19 protein-coding genes and 2 pseudogenes are annotated in these 22,051 nt (G+C 65.2%); 10 read left to right on the top strand and 11 right to left on the bottom strand.

Translation table 11 applies throughout. The features are described from left to right. On the top strand, positions 1–457 hold a 457-nt coding region (locus ACFWAY_RS48100; protein WP_378515710.1), incomplete at its 5' end, for an FAD-dependent oxidoreductase. 73 nt (positions 458–530) lie between these two features. On the opposite strand, the gene ACFWAY_RS48105 is transcribed toward ACFWAY_RS48100, so the two are convergent. Further along, on the bottom strand, positions 531–1,277 hold the full coding sequence (locus tag ACFWAY_RS48105) for an alpha/beta fold hydrolase (protein ID WP_378515711.1): 747 nt from the start codon (positions 1,275–1,277) through the stop codon (positions 531–533). 302 nt (positions 1,278–1,579) lie between these two features. Between ACFWAY_RS48105 and ACFWAY_RS48110 the strand changes: the two genes are divergently transcribed. After that, the gene (locus tag ACFWAY_RS48110; RefSeq protein WP_378515734.1) at positions 1,580–1,852 is read left to right on the top strand and encodes a hypothetical protein; all 273 of its coding nucleotides are present in this window, start codon (positions 1,580–1,582) and stop codon (positions 1,850–1,852) included. A 94-nt stretch (positions 1,853–1,946) separates the two neighbouring features. Here the strand turns inward: ACFWAY_RS48110 and ACFWAY_RS48115 are convergent, their stop codons facing one another. Beyond that, on the bottom strand, positions 1,947–2,297 hold the full coding sequence (locus tag ACFWAY_RS48115) for a hypothetical protein (RefSeq protein ID WP_378515713.1): 351 nt from the start codon (positions 2,295–2,297) through the stop codon (positions 1,947–1,949). A 370-nt stretch (positions 2,298–2,667) separates the two neighbouring features. Between ACFWAY_RS48115 and ACFWAY_RS48120 the strand changes: the two genes are divergently transcribed. Further along, positions 2,668–4,596 (top strand): CHASE3 domain-containing protein, encoded by a 1,929-nt coding sequence (locus ACFWAY_RS48120; RefSeq protein WP_378515715.1) that lies wholly within the window; start codon positions 2,668–2,670, stop codon positions 4,594–4,596. Positions 4,597–4,728: 132 nt separating this feature from the next. Here ACFWAY_RS48120 and ACFWAY_RS48125 read toward each other — a convergent pair whose 3' ends face one another. Then, positions 4,729–4,881 (bottom strand): hypothetical protein, encoded by a 153-nt coding sequence (locus tag ACFWAY_RS48125; RefSeq protein WP_378515717.1) that lies wholly within the window; start codon positions 4,879–4,881, stop codon positions 4,729–4,731. Positions 4,882–4,909: 28 nt separating this feature from the next. Beyond that, positions 4,910–5,103, bottom strand: a pseudogene (locus tag ACFWAY_RS48130) (DUF4193 family protein); the annotation flags it as partial. A gap of 259 nt (positions 5,104–5,362) precedes the next feature. Here ACFWAY_RS48130 and ACFWAY_RS48135 point away from each other — a divergent pair. Together ACFWAY_RS48135 and ACFWAY_RS48140 are read left to right on the top strand one after the other, a co-directional pair. Further along, positions 5,363–5,599, top strand: coding sequence for a DUF1269 domain-containing protein (locus tag ACFWAY_RS48135; protein WP_378515718.1), 237 nt, complete (start codon positions 5,363–5,365; stop codon positions 5,597–5,599). A 58-nt stretch (positions 5,600–5,657) separates the two neighbouring features. Further along, positions 5,658–5,837 (top strand): hypothetical protein, encoded by a 180-nt coding sequence (locus tag ACFWAY_RS48140; protein ID WP_378515720.1) that lies wholly within the window; start codon positions 5,658–5,660, stop codon positions 5,835–5,837. A gap of 150 nt (positions 5,838–5,987) precedes the next feature. On the opposite strand, the gene ACFWAY_RS48145 is transcribed toward ACFWAY_RS48140, so the two are convergent. The 7 genes and pseudogenes from ACFWAY_RS48145 to ACFWAY_RS48175 form a co-directional block, all read right to left on the bottom strand. Then, positions 5,988–6,710, bottom strand: coding sequence for an SDR family oxidoreductase (locus tag ACFWAY_RS48145; protein ID WP_378515722.1), 723 nt, complete (start codon positions 6,708–6,710; stop codon positions 5,988–5,990). 468 nt (positions 6,711–7,178) lie between these two features. Then, on the bottom strand, positions 7,179–7,451 hold the full coding sequence (locus tag ACFWAY_RS48150; protein WP_378515736.1) for a nuclear transport factor 2 family protein: 273 nt from the start codon (positions 7,449–7,451) through the stop codon (positions 7,179–7,181). Positions 7,452–7,598: 147 nt separating this feature from the next. Continuing rightward, the gene (locus tag ACFWAY_RS48155; protein WP_378515737.1) at positions 7,599–8,372 is read right to left on the bottom strand and encodes an ExeA family protein; all 774 of its coding nucleotides are present in this window, start codon (positions 8,370–8,372) and stop codon (positions 7,599–7,601) included. Positions 8,373–8,410: 38 nt separating this feature from the next. Beyond that, the gene (locus ACFWAY_RS48160) at positions 8,411–9,892 is read right to left on the bottom strand and encodes a DDE-type integrase/transposase/recombinase (RefSeq protein ID WP_378515724.1); all 1,482 of its coding nucleotides are present in this window, start codon (positions 9,890–9,892) and stop codon (positions 8,411–8,413) included. A gap of 87 nt (positions 9,893–9,979) precedes the next feature. Next, the gene (locus ACFWAY_RS48165; RefSeq protein ID WP_378515738.1) at positions 9,980–10,600 is read right to left on the bottom strand and encodes a helix-turn-helix domain-containing protein; all 621 of its coding nucleotides are present in this window, start codon (positions 10,598–10,600) and stop codon (positions 9,980–9,982) included. A gap of 163 nt (positions 10,601–10,763) precedes the next feature. Then, positions 10,764–10,973: a hypothetical protein gene (locus tag ACFWAY_RS48170; RefSeq protein WP_378515726.1), complete on the bottom strand. Its 210-nt coding sequence runs from the start codon at positions 10,971–10,973 to the stop codon at positions 10,764–10,766. A 661-nt stretch (positions 10,974–11,634) separates the two neighbouring features. Beyond that, positions 11,635–11,983, bottom strand: a pseudogene (locus ACFWAY_RS48175) (DDE-type integrase/transposase/recombinase); the annotation flags it as partial. A gap of 887 nt (positions 11,984–12,870) precedes the next feature. On the opposite strand from ACFWAY_RS48175, the gene ACFWAY_RS48180 reads away from it, so the two are divergent. The 5 genes from ACFWAY_RS48180 to ACFWAY_RS48200 all read left to right on the top strand — a co-directional run. Continuing rightward, positions 12,871–13,512, top strand: coding sequence for a DUF6875 domain-containing protein (locus ACFWAY_RS48180; protein WP_378515728.1), 642 nt, complete (start codon positions 12,871–12,873; stop codon positions 13,510–13,512). A 41-nt stretch (positions 13,513–13,553) separates the two neighbouring features. Continuing rightward, entirely contained in the window at positions 13,554–14,051 is a 498-nt protein-coding gene (locus tag ACFWAY_RS48185) for an aminoacyl-tRNA deacylase (RefSeq protein WP_378515730.1), read from the top strand. A 162-nt stretch (positions 14,052–14,213) separates the two neighbouring features. Next, a complete protein-coding gene (locus tag ACFWAY_RS48190; RefSeq protein WP_378515731.1) occupies positions 14,214–14,381 on the top strand; it encodes a hypothetical protein in 168 nt (55 codons plus the stop codon). 706 nt (positions 14,382–15,087) lie between these two features. Beyond that, entirely contained in the window at positions 15,088–15,975 is an 888-nt protein-coding gene (locus ACFWAY_RS48195) for a class I SAM-dependent methyltransferase (protein WP_378515732.1), read from the top strand. Positions 15,976–16,126: 151 nt separating this feature from the next. Continuing rightward, positions 16,127–22,051, top strand: a 5,925-nt coding sequence (locus ACFWAY_RS48200; RefSeq protein ID WP_378515740.1) for an amino acid adenylation domain-containing protein, incomplete at its 3' end; no start/stop codon positions are given.

Below are 22,051 nucleotides of genomic sequence, written 5' to 3' on the forward strand. Positions count from 1 at the left end.
CGACGACATCGGCGGAACCGTGTGCACAGCGCACAGCATGTCATCGCCGAGTCCGATCGTGTGGCCGAGTCCTCGCCGCCGAGCTTCGGGTACCGTCCGTCCGCCGTCCGCCGTCCGCCGTCCGCCGTCCGCCGTCCGCCGTCCGCCGTCCTGCAACCGGCGACCGGCGACCGTCGAGGAGATCCAGTCCATTCTCCGGATCGCCAACGAGACCTCGGTCCCGGTGTGGTTCAACTCCCAAGGCCGGAACAACGGCTATGGTGGAGCCGCGGCCGCCGACCGCGGTACCGTCGTCGTCGATCTCCGGCGCATGAACAAGGTGCTCGAGATCAACGACGAATTGGGTTACACCGTCGTCGAACCTGGAGTCTCCTTCGGTCATCTGATGCAATACCGGGCGGTCTTCCGGCTACGCCGCATGTTCAATTCCGCCGTATTGGGCCTGGGGGGCGACTGATCAGCGATCGCCGGCGCAGCGACGACGCTGATAGCGCACAGAGAGCTTGTTGCTGATCGTCATCTTCTGGGTATCACTCTCGTCCCACTCCTGCCCAGAAGTCATTGATGGTCGCGGCGCCCCGTTGTGGGTCTTGGGTGAACCACCAGTGGCCGAGTCCGTCGAGCTCTGCGCTCTCACCGGCGCGCGCGCTTGCGCGGCGACGCTGCTCGTCGGTGGCGTAGGAGTCCTCGGTGGCGATGATTGACAGGCCCGGCCGCGCGGCGGCTCGCTCGAGATTGCGGCCTAGCTCGGCCATGGTCGGCTGGGCGGCGTCGCGGTACAGGCGAAGGATGCACTCGCCCATGGCGGCGTTCTGCCCCTCCGCGACAGGTAAGGCAACGTCTTGGTGCATTCCCTTCTGCACCAGTGCCGCAGCACGTTCGGTGACCGGCGGGTCGATCATCGCCGCTACCGCCTCCTCGCCGGCTCCCGGCGTCGCCCACACCTGCACCCGATCGGGCCACCGGAAATCCTGGTCGAAGAGGCCGATGACGTCGCACACCCAACTGTGCACCAGTTCTGGCCGTGTCATCGCGACGTTCACCACGTGGGCACCGCCCCAGTCGTGACCCACCAGGTGGACCGGCTGCCCGAAGCGCTCCAACTCGGTGACCAGCCAACGGCGGTACTCCTCCACCGTGGCCGTAAACCGCGGGGGCACCGGGGCACCGAAACCCGGTGGGGACAGGCGTACGACGGGTCCGCGATCGAGGAGCGGAGCCAATCTGTTCCAGACGGCGGCGGTCTCGGGGTTGCCGTGGACGAGGCACACAGTCACGCGCTTCCCCTTTGCATCAAACTCGAACATCGGTGGCGGCCGACAGCTGCACGACGTGGTTTGAATGTCCTACCAACTCCATGGAGTAAGCACCTATCGGTGAGTCCAGGATAAGCTCTCGATCGTCGGTGACCGCTATGCACTGCTGGTGGCCCGCGAGATTCGCCACGGACACACCCGCTTTCAAGACATCGCCATGAGCACCGCGTGACGTGCTCACCGCACGGCTGCGCAAACTCGAACAAGCAGGTGTGATCGAGCGCCTGCAGTATTCGTAGCGTCCGCCACGCCATGAGTACCTGCTGACTGGCGCCGGGCAAGCCCTTTGGCCAATCCTGCTCGCGCTCAAGGAATGGGGCGACCGATACGTCAACCCCGGCGAGCCGGTCATCTTCCAACACGTCTGCGGCGCCGAGTTCCACCTGTTGACCGTCTGCGCCGCGTGCAACGAACCCGTCCGTGACGGCGAGCTCACCGTGACCGGGGACCCACTCGGTGGAAGCCACGATGTAGAGGGTGGAGTCGTGCGTGGTACCGGCATCGCTCACACCGTGGCGAGGAGAGCCAATGGTTGATTCGTACGGCCATCGCGCCTTCGCTGGCGGCGCGGGACCGGGGCAGCGGCGGAGCCCAATGGCGGGCATCGCCGTTTCGATGTATGTATTCCTTTTAGTCTCCGCCATGAGGTGGTCGTAGAACGGCCGCGCCGGCACCAGCCGCTGCGCAATGGTGGCGTTGGCCGGCCCCGGATCCGGAGTCGAGGGACACCCCGTTCGCGCCTCGGCGGATGGGCCGGTTGGTCAACTCCCGTACATAGACGCCGACATGCGCCCGGCTCGCCGTGAGCGGGTCGACTCCCTCCCGTTCGTACATCTCCAGGTACTCGGCAAGCCCCCGGGGGTAGGCGTCGATCGTCCGAGGCGTCCGCCCGAGATCGGTCCATACCCGCGGCCACCCGGCTGCCTGCACATGCCGGCCCAGCATCGGCCACGTCTCTTCCAACACCAGCGTGCCGCTCAAGCCATCTCCTCAGTTCCGTGGTCAACACCGAGGAGGCATGATCATCCCCACGGCCAGGTTCCACGTAACTTTTAGAATGCTCAACCGGCAGGTGTACGGGTGAGCCAACTTCGACCTGCTCCGCAAACGTGTCCGACACTCCGGATAGTCAAGCGCCCCATGGTAATCACGAATAGTGCGCCAGATCCAGGAACAGATGTCCCTTGACAGCGCAGAAATACGTGTGTTCTTCTGAGGAAAACTGGCGCTGTAGTCGCGACACGCCGCGTGCTCTACTTCTTCGTGGGGTCGACGCACCGGATTTCCGATGCGCCGGAGGTTGCGGGCTGAGGGGATCGCCTCTCCGGCAGTTCGGTGAAGCGTTTGGGCGGTGGCACCCGATGTCGACGGCGACGGGAACGGGCTTCCCTCGAGGTGGGCCACGATGCGGGCTGGACTGACGACGCGACTGCTGCTCGCTACCGGCGTTCTCGTGTTCGTCGTTGCAGCGGCATACGTGGCCCTGGGCGTCGCACTTACGGACTTGAGCCGGGCGAGGGCGGGTGCCACCCATTCGGTGCAGGAGGTCAACGTGGCCCGTGACGTGCGACGCCTGCTGATCGACATGGAGACAGGCCAGCGCGGGTTCATCATCACGGGCGAGCCCAGCTTCCTCGAACCGTGGGAAATCGGACGGCGGACGCTTCCGGAACGGGTCGCAACGCTGCGGAACATCGTGGACGATCCACAGCAGGCGAAGCGAGCCGAACAATTGGAGACGGACTCCCTTGCCTACATCAGGGACTACTCGGTACCGCTGGTGGATGCTGCACGCCGCGGAGAGGGCTGGGTGCGAGGAATCCCGGCCAGTGAGGATGGGAAACGTCGAATCGACTCGCTGCGGCGCCAGCTGGACGGCTATGTCACAACTGAGTTGGCGCTGAGTGCGGCGGAACAGGCCGACGCCGACAACGATTACCGGCGAGCGACCTTCATCGCGGCTGGCGGACTCGCGGCCTCGGTGCTCATGACCGTAGTGATATCGATTTACCTCACCACAAGGGTGGTTCGTCCGGTTCGCCGGACGGCCATGACGGCTGAGCGGATCGCCGCCGGGAAGTTGGACGCACGCGTGCCGGAGACAAGCAAGGCCGAGGTCGGTGTGCTGGAACGGGCGTTCAATTCGATGGCCGAGTCGCTGCAGCACCACGTGGGCGAGCTGGCCCGGCTCAGTGACGAACATGCCGCGCTTCGGCGCGTTGCCACGCTCGTCGCGCGCGGGAGGCCGTCGGATGAGGTGTTCGCCGCGGTCGCGCAAGAAGTCGGGCTGGTTCTGGGTGCCGAGATCACCAGGATCCTGCGCTTCGAGGCCGACGGCACTGCCACTGTCACGGCCACGTGGCTGCGCGCGGGCGAGCGCGTGCCAACCGGAACTCGCATCCCGATCACCAACACCGTTGCTGGGCCGGTGCGGGAGACTGGCAAGCCGGCAAGGATCACCGAGGAGTCGCCACCGGAATTACCTGGGTCTGCGTATTCGGCGGTGGGTGCCCCCATCATGGTCGGTGGGTCGGTTTGGGGGGCGATGACCGCCTTGTCACGAGCCGACCGCCCGTTGCCCGACGTGGCCGCGGCCCGCATCGCGGAATTCACCGATCTGGTCGGCACCGCCGTGGCCAATGCGCAAGCCCGAGCCGATCTCGTGGCGTCGCGCGCCAGGATCGTCGCCGCGTCCGACGAGGCGCGAAGGCGCATCGAGCGCAATCTTCACGACGGCGCCCAGCAACGGCTGGTCGCGCTGGGGCTGCAAATACGGCTGGCAGAGGCGTCGGTGCCGCCTGAACAGCCGCCGCTGAGGAAGCAGCTTGGTGACATCGTGTCCGGATTGAACGGTGTCTCAGCAGATCTGCAAGAGATATCCCGTGGAATTCATCCCGCGATCCTGTCCCAGGGGGGACTCGGTCCCGCGCTCAGGATATTGGCCCGGCGGTCGGCCGTCCCGGTCGACCTCGACCTTGGTGTGGACCGACGGTTGCCCGACTCGGTCGAAGTCGGCGCCTATTACGTCGTCTCCGAAGCACTGACCAACGCGGCCAAACACGCCCGAGCCTCCGTGGTGAAGGTAGGCGTCGAGGCCGAGGGCGCTGACCTCCACCTCTCGATTCGCGACGACGGCATCGGGGGAGCCGACGCCGCTAAGGGGTCCGGCCTGATCGGCCTGACCGACCGGGTGGAGGCACTCGGCGGCACGATGGCGATGTCGAGTCCCCCTGGAAGTGGGACCTCACTGCTCGTCAAGATCCCGCTCGAAGTCCAGTGATCGATGGCCGTTGAAGGACGCGATGCCTGAGTGTGGTCTGAAGACAAAACCGATTCGACACCCTCTTCGAGGCCGCACCGGCGGGTCATCGGGTATCCGTCGCGAGCGAACGAAGAAGGGGTCGCTGGCCGATCAGGGTTCCTTCAGCCTCGCTGTGTACCGCTGGGTAATATCGGCCGCGTCGTCGGCCATTGCTAGGGCACGCTCCAGATCGGCCAGAACCTCGCGGGCTGTGCTGAGTGCCTCCGCGGCGGTGATCAGGTGACCGAGCGCGTTGGTGTCCAACGTGGAAGTGTCGGTGTTCTCGGAAGGTGCAGTCCCGGCGGATCAGCCGTGCACCATCGGCGAGGCGGCTGCGCTGATGGGCCAGGAAGCAACTGGTGCAGGTGAATTCGTCTGATTGTTTCGGGACGACGCGACGGTGAATTCTTCGCCGGACAGGTCGGCATCGGGTACCTCGAAGGACTCGGCGGTGTCGGTGTCCTCGATGTCCAGGACCGGTGACTGGCGATGTAGAGGTAGGCGTGGCTGGGCCGAGGAAGCTTCCGACGGACACCGGCGCCGACACTGCCCGCGCGACGCTCGAGGATCTTCGGAAGCAGGAACTGATCAAGGTGCACGACGGAGCGATCGTGTCGTGGCCCGAGGGTGCACGGAAACCCAAGACGCGACAGTTCACCAATCGGATTGGGGTGGGTGCGCTCGGTGGCGTGTTCTGGGGTTGCTGTTCGGTGTCCTATTCTTCCCACCCCTGCTCGGAGCGGCTGTGGGTGCGGGCGTCGGGGCCGTTGCCGGGGCCCTCTCCGATATCGGGATCGGCGACGATTTCATCGCCGATGTACGCGAGAAGGTGACACCCGGGACGTCGGCGATGTTCGTGCTTACCTCCGACGCGGTTCTCGACCGGGTCCACGACGAGTTCGTCGGGCAGTCCGGCGAACTGCTCTCCACCAATCTCAACCACGAGCAGGAACGGAAGCTTCGGGACCTCGTTGGCGTGTAGCCGTCAGTCCGTTCGGAGCGCGACGGGCGGCGTGACGATCGGCTCCACTGTGCGGGTGATGAACACACCGACCATCGATCCGGACACGCTGTTCGTAGTCCTGGCGAACGGCGGGACTACGAGGGTCACCAGGCTGGGCACCGCGGACGACCGGTTCTTGGCGTTCGATCGGGCGGTGGTGGAGAAAGGCCACGATCGACCTTGCCGCAGTCGTTGCGGACACCTGTCCCGGAAGTGAGCACACCGGGCAGCTGGATCTGTCCGGGTGTGCTCGCCCGGCGGCGCCAACCGGTACCGAACGAATGCGGCAGTCCGCTCTTCGCCGGGCGCGAACGACGCGGCGAGCTGCGGATTCCAGTTTCGGGGATGCAGGCCTCGTGTCGGAGTGTCAGGCGAGCAATGTGCCACCGTCGATGACGCTGACGACGCCGGTGGCGTAGTCCTGATCCATGAGTTGGATATACGCTTTGGCGGCGTCCTGTACCTCCCCGACCCGTCCGAGGGGGAGCGAGGCGCCGGTGTCGGCGTACATCTGCTGCTGTTCAGCTTCGGTCATGCCGGACCACAGTGGGCTTCGGATCACGCCGGGGGCTACGGCGTTGACCCGCAGCGGCGCCAGCTCGACGGCTAAGGACCGCGCACCGGAGGCGATAGCGCCGGCGGCAGCGCATCCGAGCAACCAGCCTGGTCCGCCTTTGAAGGCGGCGGTGCCGCTCGTCAGGGTGACCGATCCGCCGGGGCGCAGATGTGGCACGGCCAGCCGGACGGCCTCGAACGCGTAGACGACCCTCAGGTTGAGGAAGGTTTGGGCTTTCTGTGGGGTGTAGTCCTCGAGCGGTGTACTGGTGAGGGTGTCTGCTGCGGTGTATGCGAGGTGGTCGAACTGGTCGATCTTGTCGAAGAAGGCGCGCATGGACTCGGTGGACGATGCATCCGCAGCGTGCCCGACCGCGTTGTCGGGCAATTTCTTCAGTGCGGCGGTGACCGAGTCGGGGTTGCGTGAAGCGACGACGACGGCCGCCCCGGCTTCCGAAGCCGCTTGGGCGACTGCGAGTCCGATGCCGCTGGTGCCGCCGAGGACAACGACACGGCTCGCGGAGTTGAGTGACATAGGGGGTCCCTTCTCTCGATCGCTCGATACTGCGTGGATTTGTTCACCCCCGGCTGAACCTGCTGCTATTCGGCTTGTTCGAGGGCGTCGATGATGCGGTCGTGGATCGGAGGTTTCGAGGCGCAGGCCGGCTGTGCGGGCGGCGTCGGCGGCGAGGACGACCACTTGGCGGGCTTGGTCGGAGAATCTCTCGAACACCACGGACTTCCTCCCCGGGCGTCGCCGCACGACGCGAACCGCTGCAGCTGAAGTCCCTAGTGTTCATTCGGGGGTCCTGTGCCGGTGCGTAAATGGTTATGGGTAGTGGGGCAACTCGATGTCGGTTCTTGGGGATGTGATGGCGTTGTGACCTGGGGTGATGGCATGTACCCGGGTTGGATCTTCCAGTCTGGGTGTTGTGAGGTGGGTGGGGTGCTGGCGACGTGGTGCGGGGGTGGGGCGGGTGTCTGAGGGTGCCCGGGCGGGAGGTCAGTGTGGTGGCCAGCCCAGGGCGTCGAAGACGGCGATGGGGTCGAGGTAGTCCCGCCAATGCGTGATTTCACCGTCGCGGAGTGTGAGTACGGAGATGTATCGGTTGGCGTATCGATGTCCGGTGCCGACCGCGTGGCCCTCGGAGGCGTACTCGAGCACCACGACGTCGGTGGTGGTGTCGTGGTGGACGGCCAGATCGAAGCAGCGGTCGAGAACAATGGTGGTGCCGTAGGGGCGGTATAGCTCGGCGACTGCGGAACGGCCCTCGATTGTTGCCCGTCATTGAAGGTGCCGATGATGCCGTCACTGTGGTTGCCGATGATCGGGGTGTGAGAAAGGCCCCGCCTTGTGGTGTGGGCGGGGCCTTGGTCGGCAATGTGACGGCGTCGTCGTCACATTGACGGCGATGCTCTGTGGTCAGTCGTGACCGGTTTCGGTGACGGCGATGCGTGCTGCCTTCTCGTCGACGATGGCGTGATTCGAGGCGAACGCGGCCGTCAGGGCGTGGACGGCGAGGTTGTTCACCGCCCGCGGGTATCCGCGGGCCGCATTGTGGATGAGGGTGACCGCGTCATCGGAGAACAGCGGGTCCGAGCGGCCCGCAATCTTGCAGTGGTGGGTGATGTAGTCGGCGGTATCGGCGGTACTCATCCCGGGCAGGGCGTAGCGCACCGCGATCCTCTGATCCAACGCCGCCAAGACGCCGAGTCGGAGGCGTTGCCGCAGCGTGGGTTGCCCGACCAGCAGTGCCGCGAACGGGGATCCGGAATCCATGTCGTGGTTGGTGAGCATCCGGATCGCTTCGAGTTGCTGGTTGTCGAGAAGGTGCGATTCGTCGATCACGACTACGGGAACACGACCCCGCTCAGCGTGCTCGGCCGCCAACGCCTCGGCGGCCTGCGGGGCCAACGTCGCGGTGTAGAAGCTCGGGACGTGGCCCAACGCGGTGACGATGTGGTGGAGCATCCCGCGGACCCCGACCGACGGGTTGGGCAGGTAGATCACCACGTGCCGGGCGGGGTCCAACGCGGCGGCCGCGGCCCGGATCGCGACGGTCTTGCCGGCCCCGACTTCCCCGGTGATCACCCCGAGCGCGTGCTGATCCACGCACCAGGAGATCCGGGCCACCGCCTCGGCGTGCCCGGGATGCCGATGCAGCATCCCCGGGGCCAGGGCCCGACCGAAAGGCATCCGGGTGAATCCGTAATGTTCCTGCAGCCGTTGGATACTCACCCGAATCTCTCCTCGTCACCCTCGTTGTTGATGTCGTCGATGCTGAGTTGGCCGGGGATCTGACCGTCAGCGACTGTGGACGGTTCGCTGCCGGGTTCGGTGTGTCGGTTGCCGTAGAGGGCGTCGAAGCCGATCCGCCGCTCGCGGCTGACCTGTTCGTGGTGCGTGTCGGCGGTCAGGGTCAGGTAGTCGATCCCGGTCACCGGTGGTGATACCGGCTCGCTGGTTTCGGGGCGGGCTTTCGGATGCACGTGTCGGGTGATGTGGTGCGGCACCGCTTTGCCGTGGCTCTTGTCGTGGTAGCGGACGTCGATGGTTTCCAGGTCGAACGGGGAGAACACCAATTCGACCTTCCGTCCGACCAGGGCGACGTCGACCTGGTAGGTGTTGCCGTGCAGCGATATCGTCGCCGTCTTGGTGACGGTGCGGTACTCGGACCACAGGAACGCCTCGGTCAGATTGCTACCGGTCACCCTCGACGGGGTACGACCGAGTCGGGACCACCCGGTATCCCACCGCTCGAGGGGTGTTTGCCCGGTTTCGGAGTGGATCCTGCGGTGGTATTCGGTTTCGATCCACGCGGTGAGCAGTCGGTTGAGCTCGAGCAGGGCGGTGACATGATCGGTGCCCGCGGCGGTGAGTTCCTCGGCGGTGGTGTCGGATACTTCGACGAGGAACTGTTCGCGGACGGTGCGGAAGAAGCGTTCGATCTTGCCCCGGCCCTGCGGTCGGTGCGGGGTCGAATGCACTAGCCGGATACCGAGTTTCGCGCAGGCCCGCAGCAGCCAGGCGTCGACGAAGGCAGAACCGTTGTCGACGTAGACGCTGGCCGGGACCCCACGGGAGGACAATGCCGGCTCCAGCGCGGCGGCGAGGCGGACCGTGTCCTCGGCGTAGCCGAACCGGTAGCCGGTGACCAGCCGGGAGTGATCGTCGAGGAACGCGAACAGATACACCTTGCGGCCCCCGATTTTCGGGCCATGCAACGCGTCCCCGGTCCACCGGTCGTTTGGGTTCTCCGCCTCGAACCGGCCGAACACCTCCGTGGTCGGACCGGCGGTGGGTCCGATCAGCTCCAACCGGTGGAACAGGCGCAGCAGTGTCGATTCCGACGGGGCCCACCCCGACGAGGCGCGCAGGATCCGCTGCACCTGGGCGGCGGTGCGGGCCGGGTTCTCCCGCTTGAGCGCGGCCGCCAGCTCCAGTGTCGCCGAGTCGGTGCGTGCGGCCGGCTTGCGCGGCGAGGCGATCAACTCGTCGAAGCCCCCGGCCTTGTAGCGGCGGATCCACCGATCGAGCGTGTGCCGCGAGTAGCGGACCTGATTACCGAATGGGTCGGTGTGTTCGCGTCCGGCGATCTCCCGGACCAGGCGGCCCCGGGCCTTGGTGGACAGCCCGGTATCGAGGGCCGGGCAGATCAACTGGTAGCGGAACAACCCGATCGCCTGGCCCCGTTCACGTCGTTTCTCCTCGGTCACCGATTCGCCTCCTGCACGTGTTCACGCCGCCCGAATCCGGTGTCGGGCAGTCACGTCCGTGAGGATTGCCGATCGGATCCCGGATCGTCAGGGCCGACTGGTGTGGGGAGTGCACCGGTCCGGATCCGGGGGCCAGCCCGGCGCGAGAAGCCGACCGGAGCTACCGGCGGCCGCCACCCCCGCCGCCGTCACCGTGCCGAAGAAGCCCACCGGACCGAAGCGGGTGGTGATCGACTTCGTGGCCGCGCCGATCGCCGCGAGCGCGTCGGCCCACCCCGAACCCGACGCCTTCGGGATCCGCACATCCACCCCCGCCGTGACCGCGATACCCAGGAACCAGGCCCGCACCGCCTCGAACCGCCCGCCGAACCTGCGCAGCCAACCCCGCACCGTCGAGGTCGGCACCCCCAACCACGATGCGATCGGGCGGTGTCCGGCACCGCGGGCCTTGGCCAGCAACGCCGAGAAGACCCACTCCGCCAAATACGCCCTGCGCAGCAACAACGACACCGGCAACAACACATGCGTAACCGAACAACTGCGGCAGCGGGCCCGTCGAGGACGCACCTGTTCCGCCACCCCGGCGACCGGACGGGACCGGGCGTGTCCCCACCCGCCGAGGACACCACCCGGGCAGCACGGGCACCCGATCTCACCCGCCGACAGGCGGGACTCGACGCGGACCGGATCGACCTCTACCGTCACCATCAGTGCCCTTCGCACTAGGCGCGGCACCCCCGGCAGAATCTTCCCGGATACAGCGGGGGTGTCGTGCATCCATCAGTTCCTCGTCACACTGACGGTGCAGACGAACACAAGCAACCCCCACGCTGACGCCGACCACCCCATCGGCAACCCCACTGACGATTCCCTACCCCGTCGTCGTCACCCCCAGAGACGCCCAACACTCGATGTGCCGCGGGTACCCGGGGACGGTGATCACGTAGTCGACGGTGATGTCTTCTGCGAGGAGGTCGAAGAAGTGACCGGGCGGGGCCAGTCCGTGCAGACCCTGTTCGATGATCCGAAAGAACGGTTCTAATGCGGCGAAGTCCGCGAGGTCGGCAATGGGCGCCTTCACGATGCCAGTCTACTTTCACACCGGAGCGGTCGTAGACGCGAATTCGGTGAAGCTGACTGGTGCAACGCCGGTATCCCGTATCGCCAAAGTGGCGTCAGCGGCTCTGGGGGGAAACAGGCGGATCGGGCATCGTTCCGGGCGGTCCGAGGGTCTCGAGCCCATGCGTGCGAAGCGTGTCCGCAGGTGGAATGGCCTTCGCTCCGCGGTGGGGCCGCGGGGGATTTCGCCGCGTTCGGCCGGTTCGGACCTGCTCGTGACGAGTTCGTCGAAACCGCCCGGCGCCATCACGAGGCGCCAGCGTGCCGTATCCGAGACCCCTGATACATCTGGGGGACCCCGCGCGGTGTGCAGAAGGCCTCCCCCGGGGTGCAGTTCGACGCTACGGCCCGGGATGTGTATCCGCATGATGCCGTCGAGGACGTAGTGCGTCTCGCTCTCGCGATGGTGCACGTGCAACGGCGAGTCGTAGCGTCGCCCCGACATCTCGATCAAGGAGAACTCTTCGGGGTCAGCTCACTCGGTTTGATCGGCGAACCGCAGCGAGAACAGATCCGAGAGCAAGCAGCGGTCGTAACGGAGGTCGTCGAGGGCGTTCCAGGTGTCGATCCGCATCCCCGCGGTGTCACGGCACCATGACTCGGCCGGTGTCGTGCCTCGACTAGATCCGTGAATGGTCCTTCGGTTTGCCGGCGCGGGCGGGATCGATCAGCAGCCCGTAGAACGCGGTGAGTTCGGCGTAGGCGCGGCCTGACTGCGGGTAGTACAGGTCCGGCCGGGCGACCCCGGTCCCCAAGGTTGTCGCACAGCATCCGGGCGTGGACGCCGAAGAACTCGAACGCCGCGACGCGCGAGGCGCACCACTAGGCCTGGTCCATCCGCAGCACCGGCCCGGCGAACAGCATCCGCGAGCAGGTCAGGATCATCGCGAACGCCCACACCGCCACCCGACGGTCGGTGGCCGGGTCACGCCACATCCCGAGCTTGCCGTAACCCACCTGAGCCTCAACGCCGGGCGGGAGGCCATGTTGACGACTGATCGGGCATAGCGACGACGGATGCCGGTGAGTTGCCGGCATGGGCGTCTGGGACTTCGGCGGTGGTATGCACCGAGAACCGGGCATACCCGGTCACGACACCCACCACTACGCCATTCGTATATCGCTCTCAGCGCCCGGATGGGCCTCGAATCGACAGCGAAGCTGTCATTTGACATCGCTGGCGCGTGCTGTCGCGGGCACGGCTCGACGGAACATTCACCCAGTCCTGATCTTTCGGGTCGGGAATGCGCGCCACATTCCCGGTCGTCCAGGACGCTGACGCGGAACCTCATCGACATCGCCGCGCTCGCTCGGCTGCTGATCGTCCACCACTCCTGGACGCCGAGTGGGGTACTTGCAGGTAGCAGGTACACGCAGGGTGGGGCTGACAGGGAGGGCAGATGGGGGTCAGCGCTGACGACATTGGCCCGCTGGTTGAGGATTCTGGAAGTACCAGAAGAGATTTCAGGTGGAAGCATGGCGACATCCGAGAAGTGCCCAGGTGGTCACCGCATCACAGGAAGGTGTGACGGAGTGTGCTCGAGTGATCGGGACGTTCATTCTGGTGTTCACGGTCGGTCCCCGCCAGACCGTTCGCGTGCCAGGTCATTCGCGCGAACTGCGTCACGGAGCCGTTGCCTGGGCGATCAGGTCCGGTCCGGGCACTCAACGCCCGCCGTCACAGGGCCCGAGTGGAAGTCGGTCGTCGTCAACCGTCGCGTCGCCATGACGCACTTCCACGGCCGGTGGGCCGTTGTCCACCAGACTCCATCAGAACCGACCCCCACGTCACCGCACCGACTCAACCCCTACGTCGGAGGTCCGAGGCAGAGCCTCGATAGTGAACAAGGATGGCGACAATGACGATCGAACGGATAATCGGTACACGATCTCACGTAGAATTTGTGAATGTATTCGAGCGAACCTCGTTCGCAACGACGAGCGAGACTATCGAACTTCTTCGAAATTGGGCACACCAATATCTGAATGAGCCCCACCGAAATTTGGGACGGGCGGGCCCCGTATGCCCCTTCGCCGGGCCGTCTGTCGAGCGAAGACTTTTTTGGGCGGGCATCGTTGAAAGCGACAACGTCGATTTTACGTCGATGTCGGCAATTGTCGAAGACATGGCAGACATATTTCCCGAACTGTCTCCCCGTGACGGGAAGGACGCAATACTGAAGGCGATTGTAGCGGTCTTCCCTAATATGGCCGACTTCGATATTATCGACACAGTTCAGGCTCACGGGAAATCGAAGTTCATCAAAAATGGTCTGATGCTGGGGCAATTCTATCCCGGGTGTCTCGAGCCTGGTCTGTGGAACGACGATTTCAGGCCGCTGGACGCCCCGTTGCCGATGCTGGCAGTGCGACAGATGGTCAGCACGGACTACCCGTTCTTGACCGCTCGATCTGAATGGATGGCTGCGTACTTGAAGCGGTTTGCACCCACTGTGCCCTCGCCTGCTCGCGCGTTCATCGTCGCGAAGATGGGGTCGTAGCGCAAAGTGCAAAGTGACCCCGAATGACATGGAGAACAATAGTGAATGGCTTACATAGTCGAGTTGGTGCGGCCTTGGAAAACTTAGGGATTACGGTGAGGGTTCATGACCACTCCGCCTTTGATTCGCCTGTCGCATCTCCGAATGACCTTTCCAAGGTGCTGGGGGTCCCGTTGGAACGAATTACAAAGTCAGTTCTATTGCAGCAACAGTCGGGCGCGCAGTTCGTGCTTGCGGTCTGCCCCATCAACCGGAAGATTGACATGAAGTCGATATCTCGTCATCTGGCACTAGGAAGGCTGGAGCTGGCGAGTGCGGACGGTTTGGCGAAGAAGTTGGGTTATCCGCGTCTCGGAGTTTCTCCGCTCGGGTTACCACGCAACATCGTGGTTGTCATTGACAAATCGCTACTTACTCACCGCACCGTAATCGTAGGAGGCGGGAATGCAGGTATCGAGGTTGAGCTGGGTCCATGGGATCTTGCCCAAGCCTGTGACGGAGAGATTCTGGTGATAACTGATGGAAGAGATTCGACCTAGAACTGGGCGGCCGCCCGGGAGAATTCGGCTGGCCAAACTGCACCGAGATCGATGTGAGCTGGCGCCATGACGCAGAACGATCACAGCGGCCAGGCTTGCAGTCCACCATCCCGGGTGCGACCTCCGCACGCCGTGCTCCAACGCGGGAGTAGGACGCCGCCGATGCGTGAACGCCGTTTGTCGCTGCTGCTGCTCTCGACGTCTCCGCCCCTCGCACTCGGGCTGGTGTTCGCCGCGTCGCTGATTGTCGTGGAGACTCTTCTGGGTTCTCTGCTCAAGCAGATCGCCCCCGAGAACGCCCAAGGTATCGTCTATCTGCTCGGCACATAGTGATCTCGATCGATATCCGTATCACCGGTGTCGGCGTGGGGGTCGGTCCCGGAAGACGCCTGATGATCTGGGCCCCAGTGCCTACGAACGGCGTCCTCCGAGGTGGGGCCGGTGGCTTCGCGGGGGCAGTGCTCGGACGGCTCACGCGCATCCTACGGATATCGGCTGGCCCGTCGACCGGAGGCAAGGGAGAGTCGTCAGATCGCTGAAACATCACGCCATGACCGATGGACGGTGCGATGCAGGAACCTCCCGATCTGACCAGCCGGAGCATGAGCACCGACGGCAAAGGGCGAGACAAGCGCCTCCTCACCGAGCAGGTTCGCCCGCCAACGGTTGCGTGTCGTCGCGGCCAGCGCCCATCGCGGCTTTCGGGTGGGTGGAATTCGGGAGGGCCGGCTAGTAGGCACGCGCAGATTGGCGCTAGCCATAACGACATCGGGTCCCTGGATGAGGAAACTAGGGGCGGAGGGAAACGGACCCCCGCTCTGGAACCCCGACGGTTTGGTGACGAATCCCGGACTCCTCGTGCGGTCAGATCCGATCGAGGGCGGTGTCGGCGTCGCAGTCAATTCCGACGTCGGCCGATTCCGTAAGGGGGCCGCCGAGCAGTTCGGTGAGGTCATGTCGGACTGTCGTCCATCATCCACGACCTGCCTGGTCGGTAGTTTCGTCCCTCTGCACGAGATCGGAAGGTATTTCAGCGATGCGAACTGATGGAGATAGTTGGGACATTGTCAGTAGTGTGGGCCTGACCGCGTTGGGGGTAGCGGCGTTTCGGGCGTTGGAAACGGTCCGTCCAGATGCGTTGATCCAGGACGACTACGCGCCATGGTTCGTCGAGGCGGCGGGTAAACCGCATTTCGCCGGGTTGTTGGCGGACCCGTCCTCACTGGGGAACGTGCCCTTCTTCCCTGGCTTCATGGGTATTAGGACGAAATTCTTTGATGAGTTCTTCTTGTCGGCCGCCGCGGCAGGGGTGCCGCAGGCAGTAATCCTGGCCGCCGGGTTGGACGCGAGGGCGTATCGCCTCGATTGGCCGTTGGGCACGACGGTATTCGAGGTGGACCAACCGAAGGTGTTGGAATTTAAGGGTGAGGTACTCGCCGAGCATGCTGCCCGAGCGAAGACCGAGCGGCGCCCGGTGGCTGTCGATCTGCGAGGCGACTGGTCTGCCGCCCTCGGGACCGCGGGCTTCGAAGCCGGCACGCCCACCGCTTGGTCGGTGGAAGGGCTGCTGCCGTATCTCCCGGGTGCGGCGCACGACATGTTGTTCGAGCGGATCAACGAACTCTCCGCGACGGGCAGCCACGTTGCCGTGGACAACATTGGCGCGGGAATCGATATGCGACGCTTCGCGGCCATCAGGGCGAGGCAGATCGACGAGGACCCGTTCGGTGATATCGACGTGTCCGAGCTGTTCTACGGCGACGAGCGGGCCGATCCGGCGCAGTGGTTGACCGAGCACGGCTGGTCGGTGCGGTGTTCCAATCCCCTTGAGCTGGCGGCTTCCTATGGCCGACCCGTTCCGGAGCTCCCGGATGAGCTTGCCGACCTGTCGGAGCGGGCGACGTATGTGACGGCGGTGAAGTAGGTCGTGGCGCATTGTGAATGGGGTAGCGAACCGCCCCTCCGGAATGGCCGTGACGCGGCGGGTGACGCAACGTTGGCCCCACGGGTTCTCAGGCCCCCAGTATCCCACCGCGACACCTCCGGTCGCGACGACAGGATCAGGTTGTAACGTGATGGTTGAGCGAGCGGCGTCGGCCGCATACGGAATTCAGGACAGCGTCCTCGACGCAACAAGCGGATGCGCAGCTCCGGCATCTCCCGTCGGCGTGGCGGTCGATATCGCCGGTGTCGGGGCATTTTCCCCGGAACTTCCTCCCTCGGAGCCATTTCCGTTGTCGTCGGCACAATACGGAGTGTGGTTTGCGCAGCAGCTTGCCCCACAGGTGCCCCTCTGCATCGCCCAGTACGTGGAGTTCCATGGAGATCTCGATCTCGAACTGTTCCGCTGGGCGGCTCTGGCCGCCGGGCGCGAGGTTCAGTGGGCATTCCTACGACTGATCGAGGTCGATGGGGAGCCCTACCAAATAATTGACCCATCCTTGGATAACTCATTGGGATTCATTGATTTTCGTGGCGAGTCTGATCCGATGGCAGCCGCGGATGCGTGGATGCGCGAGGACTACACGAGTGCGGTAGACCCGATGCGCGACCGCTTGGTTGTGTCTTCGGTATTGCAGGTCGGCGAAGCGCACTACTTGTGGTACGGCCGAGCTCACCACGTCGCGCTGGACGGCTATGCGGCGATGACGATGGTCAACCGCATGGCTGCGCTGTACACGGCGGCGGCGGAGGGTCGTGAACCGGAACCCAACCCGTCGGCCGATCTGCGCGCGTTGTATGAGCTCGACTGTCGGTACCGGGCCTCGAGCCGGTTCGAGGCGGACCGCACGTACTGGGCCGAGCGCCTCGAGGGTCTTGCGGAGTGCTCGAGTCTGGCCGACCGACACGCGCCTCCGGTCGCCTGCGACACATTGGTGACCGCATCACTTGCCGAGGACACGGTTGTGCGGCTCATGGACTCCGGCAGCCGGGTGAGCGGAACTCCGGCGGCCGTGATCATCGCCGGATTCGCCTTCTACCTCGCGCGGATGACGGGTCGACAGGACGTCCGCGTGGACGTCCCTGTGTCCGCACGGACCACCGCGGTGCTCCGCCGTTCTGGCGGCATGTTGGTCAACGTCGCTCCGTTGCGGATCGCTGTCCGTCCCGGCGACACGGTAGGCGAGCTGGTCGAGCGGGTGCACCTCGAACTGATGGGCGCATTGCGGCACCAGCGCGGCAATCTCGACGAAATCCTTCGTGATGCGGGGGTCGGTGCCGAGTCTCGCAGGATGGCAGGACCGATGGTTAACGTGATGCTCTTCCACCAGGAGATCACTTTCGGTTCAGTGACCGGCGAGTTTCATGTTCTCACCTCAGGACCGGTCGAGGACCTATTGGTCAACGTCTACCAAAGCGGTACACCGGCAAAGACGTTCGTTGAGTTCCGGGGAAATCCGGACCGCTACAGGGAAGACGAGCTGCGGTCGCACCAAGGAGGATTCGTCGGTGTGATCGAAGAATTCGTCGCTGCAGGACCAGACACTCCGGTAGTCACGATCCACCGTGACAGTGCGCGGGACGGTGAGCGCCGGCTGGAGGCAGCGCGCCACCTCGACTATTGGCGACGCACGCTGTCGGGTATGCCGGGTCTGCTGGAGCTGCCGACGGATCGTCGGCGGCCGAAGCAGCGGTCTCCGCGGTCGGACAGCCTACATTTCGCCCTCGGGGCGGGGTTGCATCGTCGGCTGCAGAAAAGTGCCCGCGAGCACGATTCGACGATCTTCACGACGATGCATGCCGGGTTGGCGGTGCTGCTGGCCAAGTTGAGCGGGACCGAGGACATAGCGGTGGGTGCACCGGTTTCCCGGCTCGGTGAGACTGCGCTCGACGACGGGGCGGGCAACGTCGTCGATGCCGTGGTGTTGCGGACCGACGTAGATCCGACAGATTCGTTCGCGAACCTGGTGGAGCAGGCGAAGCAGTGTGAGCTGGGCGCGTTTACTCACGCGCAGGTGCCGTTCGAGCGTGTTGTGGAGGCACTCGCTCCTGCCCGCTCGACGGCGTATCCGCCGCTGTTCCAGGTGGTCCTCGGTCTCCACGGCACCCAGCAGTTCGCAGTGCCAGGAGTGTCAGTCACGGCACCTAGCTCCTGCTGTCCGGCGCACTGCGACCTGCAGTTGAGCGTGAGCGAAAGCTTCACCGATTCCGGTCGGCCATCGGGTCTGTCGGTCGATCTCACGTTCGCCACCGATCTGTTCGATCCGCCGACGATGAAGGCATTCGCGGATCGTCTCGTCCGCGTTCTCGAACACGGTGCAGCCGATCCTTCGGTTCGGATCGGCGATATCGATGTGCTCTCGCCCGTGGAGCGCGCGCAGTTGGCTCCGGTATCTGGTGTGGCGGCGCTGCCCGCGGCCACGTTGCCGGAGCTGTTGGCGGCGGGGGCGGCGGATCCGAATGCGATCGCGGTGGTCTGCGGGGATCGGAGATGCACGTACGGTGAGCTCGACAGTTGGTCGAACCGTGTGGCACGCTGGCTGATCGGTCGTGGTGTGGGGCCGGATTCGTGCGTGGCGCTGGGACTGCCGCGGTCTATCGAGTCGGTCTTGGCAGTGTGGGCCGTCACCAAGACCGGCGCGGCGTTCGTGCCCGTGGATCCGGGGTTTCCGTCGGCCCGGCTCGAGCACATGCTCAGCGACTCGGGTGCCGTCCTCGGGCTGACGATCGCGGACGTGTCAGGTGCGCTGCCGGGGACTGTGCCATGGCTGGTGCTCGACGACGAAGCTGTCGAAGCGGAGGCGGCGGGATCTCCCGCGGCACCGGTGACCGACGAGGATCGGACAGCGCCCCTGGAAATCGATCATCCGGCGTATGTTGTCTACACGTCGGGGTCGACGGGGGTCCCGAAGGGTGTGGTGGTCCCGCACCGGGGGCTGGTCGATCTGGTAGCGGAGCAGCGTGAACGGTTCGAGACGGATCCCGATGCGCGAATATTGCATTTCGCCTCCCCGAGTTTCGATGCGTCGGTATTCGAGCTGGTGTGGGCGTTCGGGTCGGGCGGGCAGTTGGTGATCACGCCACCGACGGTGTACGGCGGTGACGAACTGGCGGCGCTGCTCGATCGTGACGGGGTGACACACGCGGTTCTGACACCGTCGGCATTGGCGTCGGTCGATCCCGGGGGCCGCGAATCGCTGCGGTGTCTCGTGGTGGCGGGTGAGGCGTGTTCTCCGGAGTTGGTGGCGCGATGGGCGCCGGGGCGGACGATGTTCAATGCTTACGGGCCGACGGAGTCGACAATCATGGCGAATGTCGGAGCAGTCACGGTGGCGGGGGAGCCGGTAACGATCGGCGGCCCGATCCGGGGTTTCGAGGAGCTGGTGCTCGACGGGCGGTTGCGGCCGGTACCGATGGGTGTGGCCGGGGAGTTGTACCTGGCGGGTCCAGGTCTGGCGCGCGGGTACGCGAATCGGGCGGGACTGTCGGCATCTCGATTCGTGGCCGATCCGTTCGGTACACCGGGGCAACGCATGTACCGCACCGGGGATGTGGTGAGGTGGCGGCGCGATGAGGATGGGAGTCTGGAGCTCGAGTATATGGGCCGCAGCGATTTCCAGGTCAAGGTTCGTGGCTTCCGAATCGAGCTCGGCGAGATCGATGCGGCATTGACAGCCCATCCGTGTGTGGGATTTGCCGTGACAGTCGGTCGTACCGGCCCGTCCGGGAGCACAATCCTGGTGTCTTATGTGCTCCCGTCCGGCGACGAAAAACCCGACGGTGCCGAGCTGACGGCCCAGATCCGCGCGTTTTTGCCCGAATACATGGTGCCAGCAGCAATTATGGTCCTGAACGAGGTTCCACTGACCCCGGTGGGAAAGCTCGATCGTGCGGCTTTGCCCGAACCGCACTTCGGGCTGGCGAGCACCGGGTTCCGGCCGCCGCGAACGTCGACGGAGAAGGCTGTCGCGCGAGTCTTCTCCGAGGTGCTCGCGGTCGATCACGTCGGTATCGACGCCAACTTCTTCGATCTCGGCGGAAACTCCCTGATCGCGACCAGAGTGGTGGCGCGAATCAACTCGGCTCTGGATGCGAGTATCGGTGTCCGGGACCTGTTCGAGGTACCCACCGCTGACGCGCTGGCGGCCCGGATCGACAGCATGGACGCACGACCGTCGGCCCGACCCGCATTGACTGCGGGTACGCGACCCGACAGGGTTCCGGTGTCCCTCTCTCAGCAGCGCATGTGGCTCGTCAACCAGCTGGACACCTCGTCGCCCGCCTACAACATTCCCATCGCGCTCCGGTTGTCGGGCGAGCTGAATACCGATGCCTTGGGGGCAGCACTTGCCGACGTCGTGGATCGCCACGAAACGCTCCGGACGGTATACCCCGGGTCCGCAGACGGACCACACCAGGTGTTGGTGCCGACAGAGCAGGTGCTTCCCGACCTCTCTCCGGTGGCCGTGTCCGACGGGACGGCGCTGCGCGCGCACATTGCGCAGCTTGCCACGGCCGGATTCGACGTGACCGAAGAGGTCCCGATGCGGACAGGAATGTTTCGGATAGGCCCGGATCAGCACCTGCTGGTGATCGTGGTACACCACATCGCGGCGGACGGTTCGTCAATGGCGCCGCTCGCCCGAGACGTGATGGTCGCATATTCCGCGCGCGTGGACGGGCGAGCGCCGGGCTGGGCGCCGCCCGCAGTGCACTACGCCGATTACACGATGTGGCAGCGCCGAGTGCTGGGCGACGAGTCCGACCCCGATTCGCCGGCTGCAACAGAGCTGGCCTTCTGGCGGCGGACGCTGTCGGGGATGCCGGCATCGGTGGAGTTGCCGACGGATCGACCACGGCCGGTGCGGCGGTCGCTGCGGGGAAAGAACGTCGGGTTCGAGATCGAGGCGGGTTTGCATCGTCGGCTGCGAAACCTTGCTCGTGAACATGATTCGACGATGTTCATGATCATGCATGCGGCACTGGCGGTGTTGCTGAGCCGGTTGAGCGGAAGCGCAGACATTGCGGTGGGTACACCGGTGGCCGGGCGCGGCGAGGCTGCGCTCGACGACCTGGTGGGCATGTTCGTCAATACCGTGGTGCTGCGGACGCCGGTGGAGCCCGGGTGCTCATTCGCGGATCTGCTGGGACAGGTGCGGGAGTGCGATCTCGGCGCCTTCGCCCACGCCCAGATCCCGTTCGAGCGTGTGGTGGAGGCCGTCGATCCTGTGCGATCCACGGCATATTCGCCGCTGTTTCAAATACTGCTGGAGTTCCAGAACACCGAGTCACCCAGCCTGATGTTGCCGGGACTGACGGTCGAGCCTTTCGGCTTCGACCTCGACGTCGCCCGGTACGACCTGCATCTGAGTCTCGCCGAGGAGTTCGATACCGGCGACGGCGCTCCTATCGGGATGTCGGCTTCCTTCGGCTTCGCCGCCGATATCTTCGACCCGGACACGGCGCAGAGTTTCGCCCACCGATTGATCCGCATTCTCGAGGAGGTCACGGCGACACCTTCGATTCGGGTCGGGGATGTCGGAGTCCTCCCTCCTGCGCAGTACCGCGAGTTGGCGCCGGTGTCGGGCGGCCCAGCCGTGCCGGGGCGGGTGTTGCCGGAGTTGTTGGCGGCTGCGGTGGAGATGGATCCGGGGGCGGTCGCGGTGGTGTGTGCGGATCGGCAGCTGACGTATGGCGAGCTCGACGAACAGTCGAACAGGTTGGCACGGGTGTTGATCGGTCGGGGGGCCGGCCCGGAGTCGTGTGTGGCGGTGGGATTGCCGCGGTCGGTCGAGTCGGTTGTGGCCGTGTGGGCGGTCGCGAAGTCGGGGGCGGCGTTCGTGCCGGTGGATCCGGGGTATCCGGCCGGCCGGGTCGAGCACATGCTCACCGATTCGGGTGTTGCGGTGGGAATCACCCTGTCGGAGTGGCGGGATCGGTTGCCTGGGTCGGTGCGGTGGCTGGTGCTCGATGATCCGGCGGTCGGTGCGGAGGTGGCGGGATCGTCTCCGGCACCGGTGACCGATGCGGAGCGAATGCTCCCGGTCCGGGAGCAGCAT

The organism is Rhodococcus sp. NPDC059968, assembly GCF_042738615.1.
Classification (GTDB): Bacteria; Actinomycetota; Actinomycetes; order Mycobacteriales; family Mycobacteriaceae; genus Rhodococcus_F.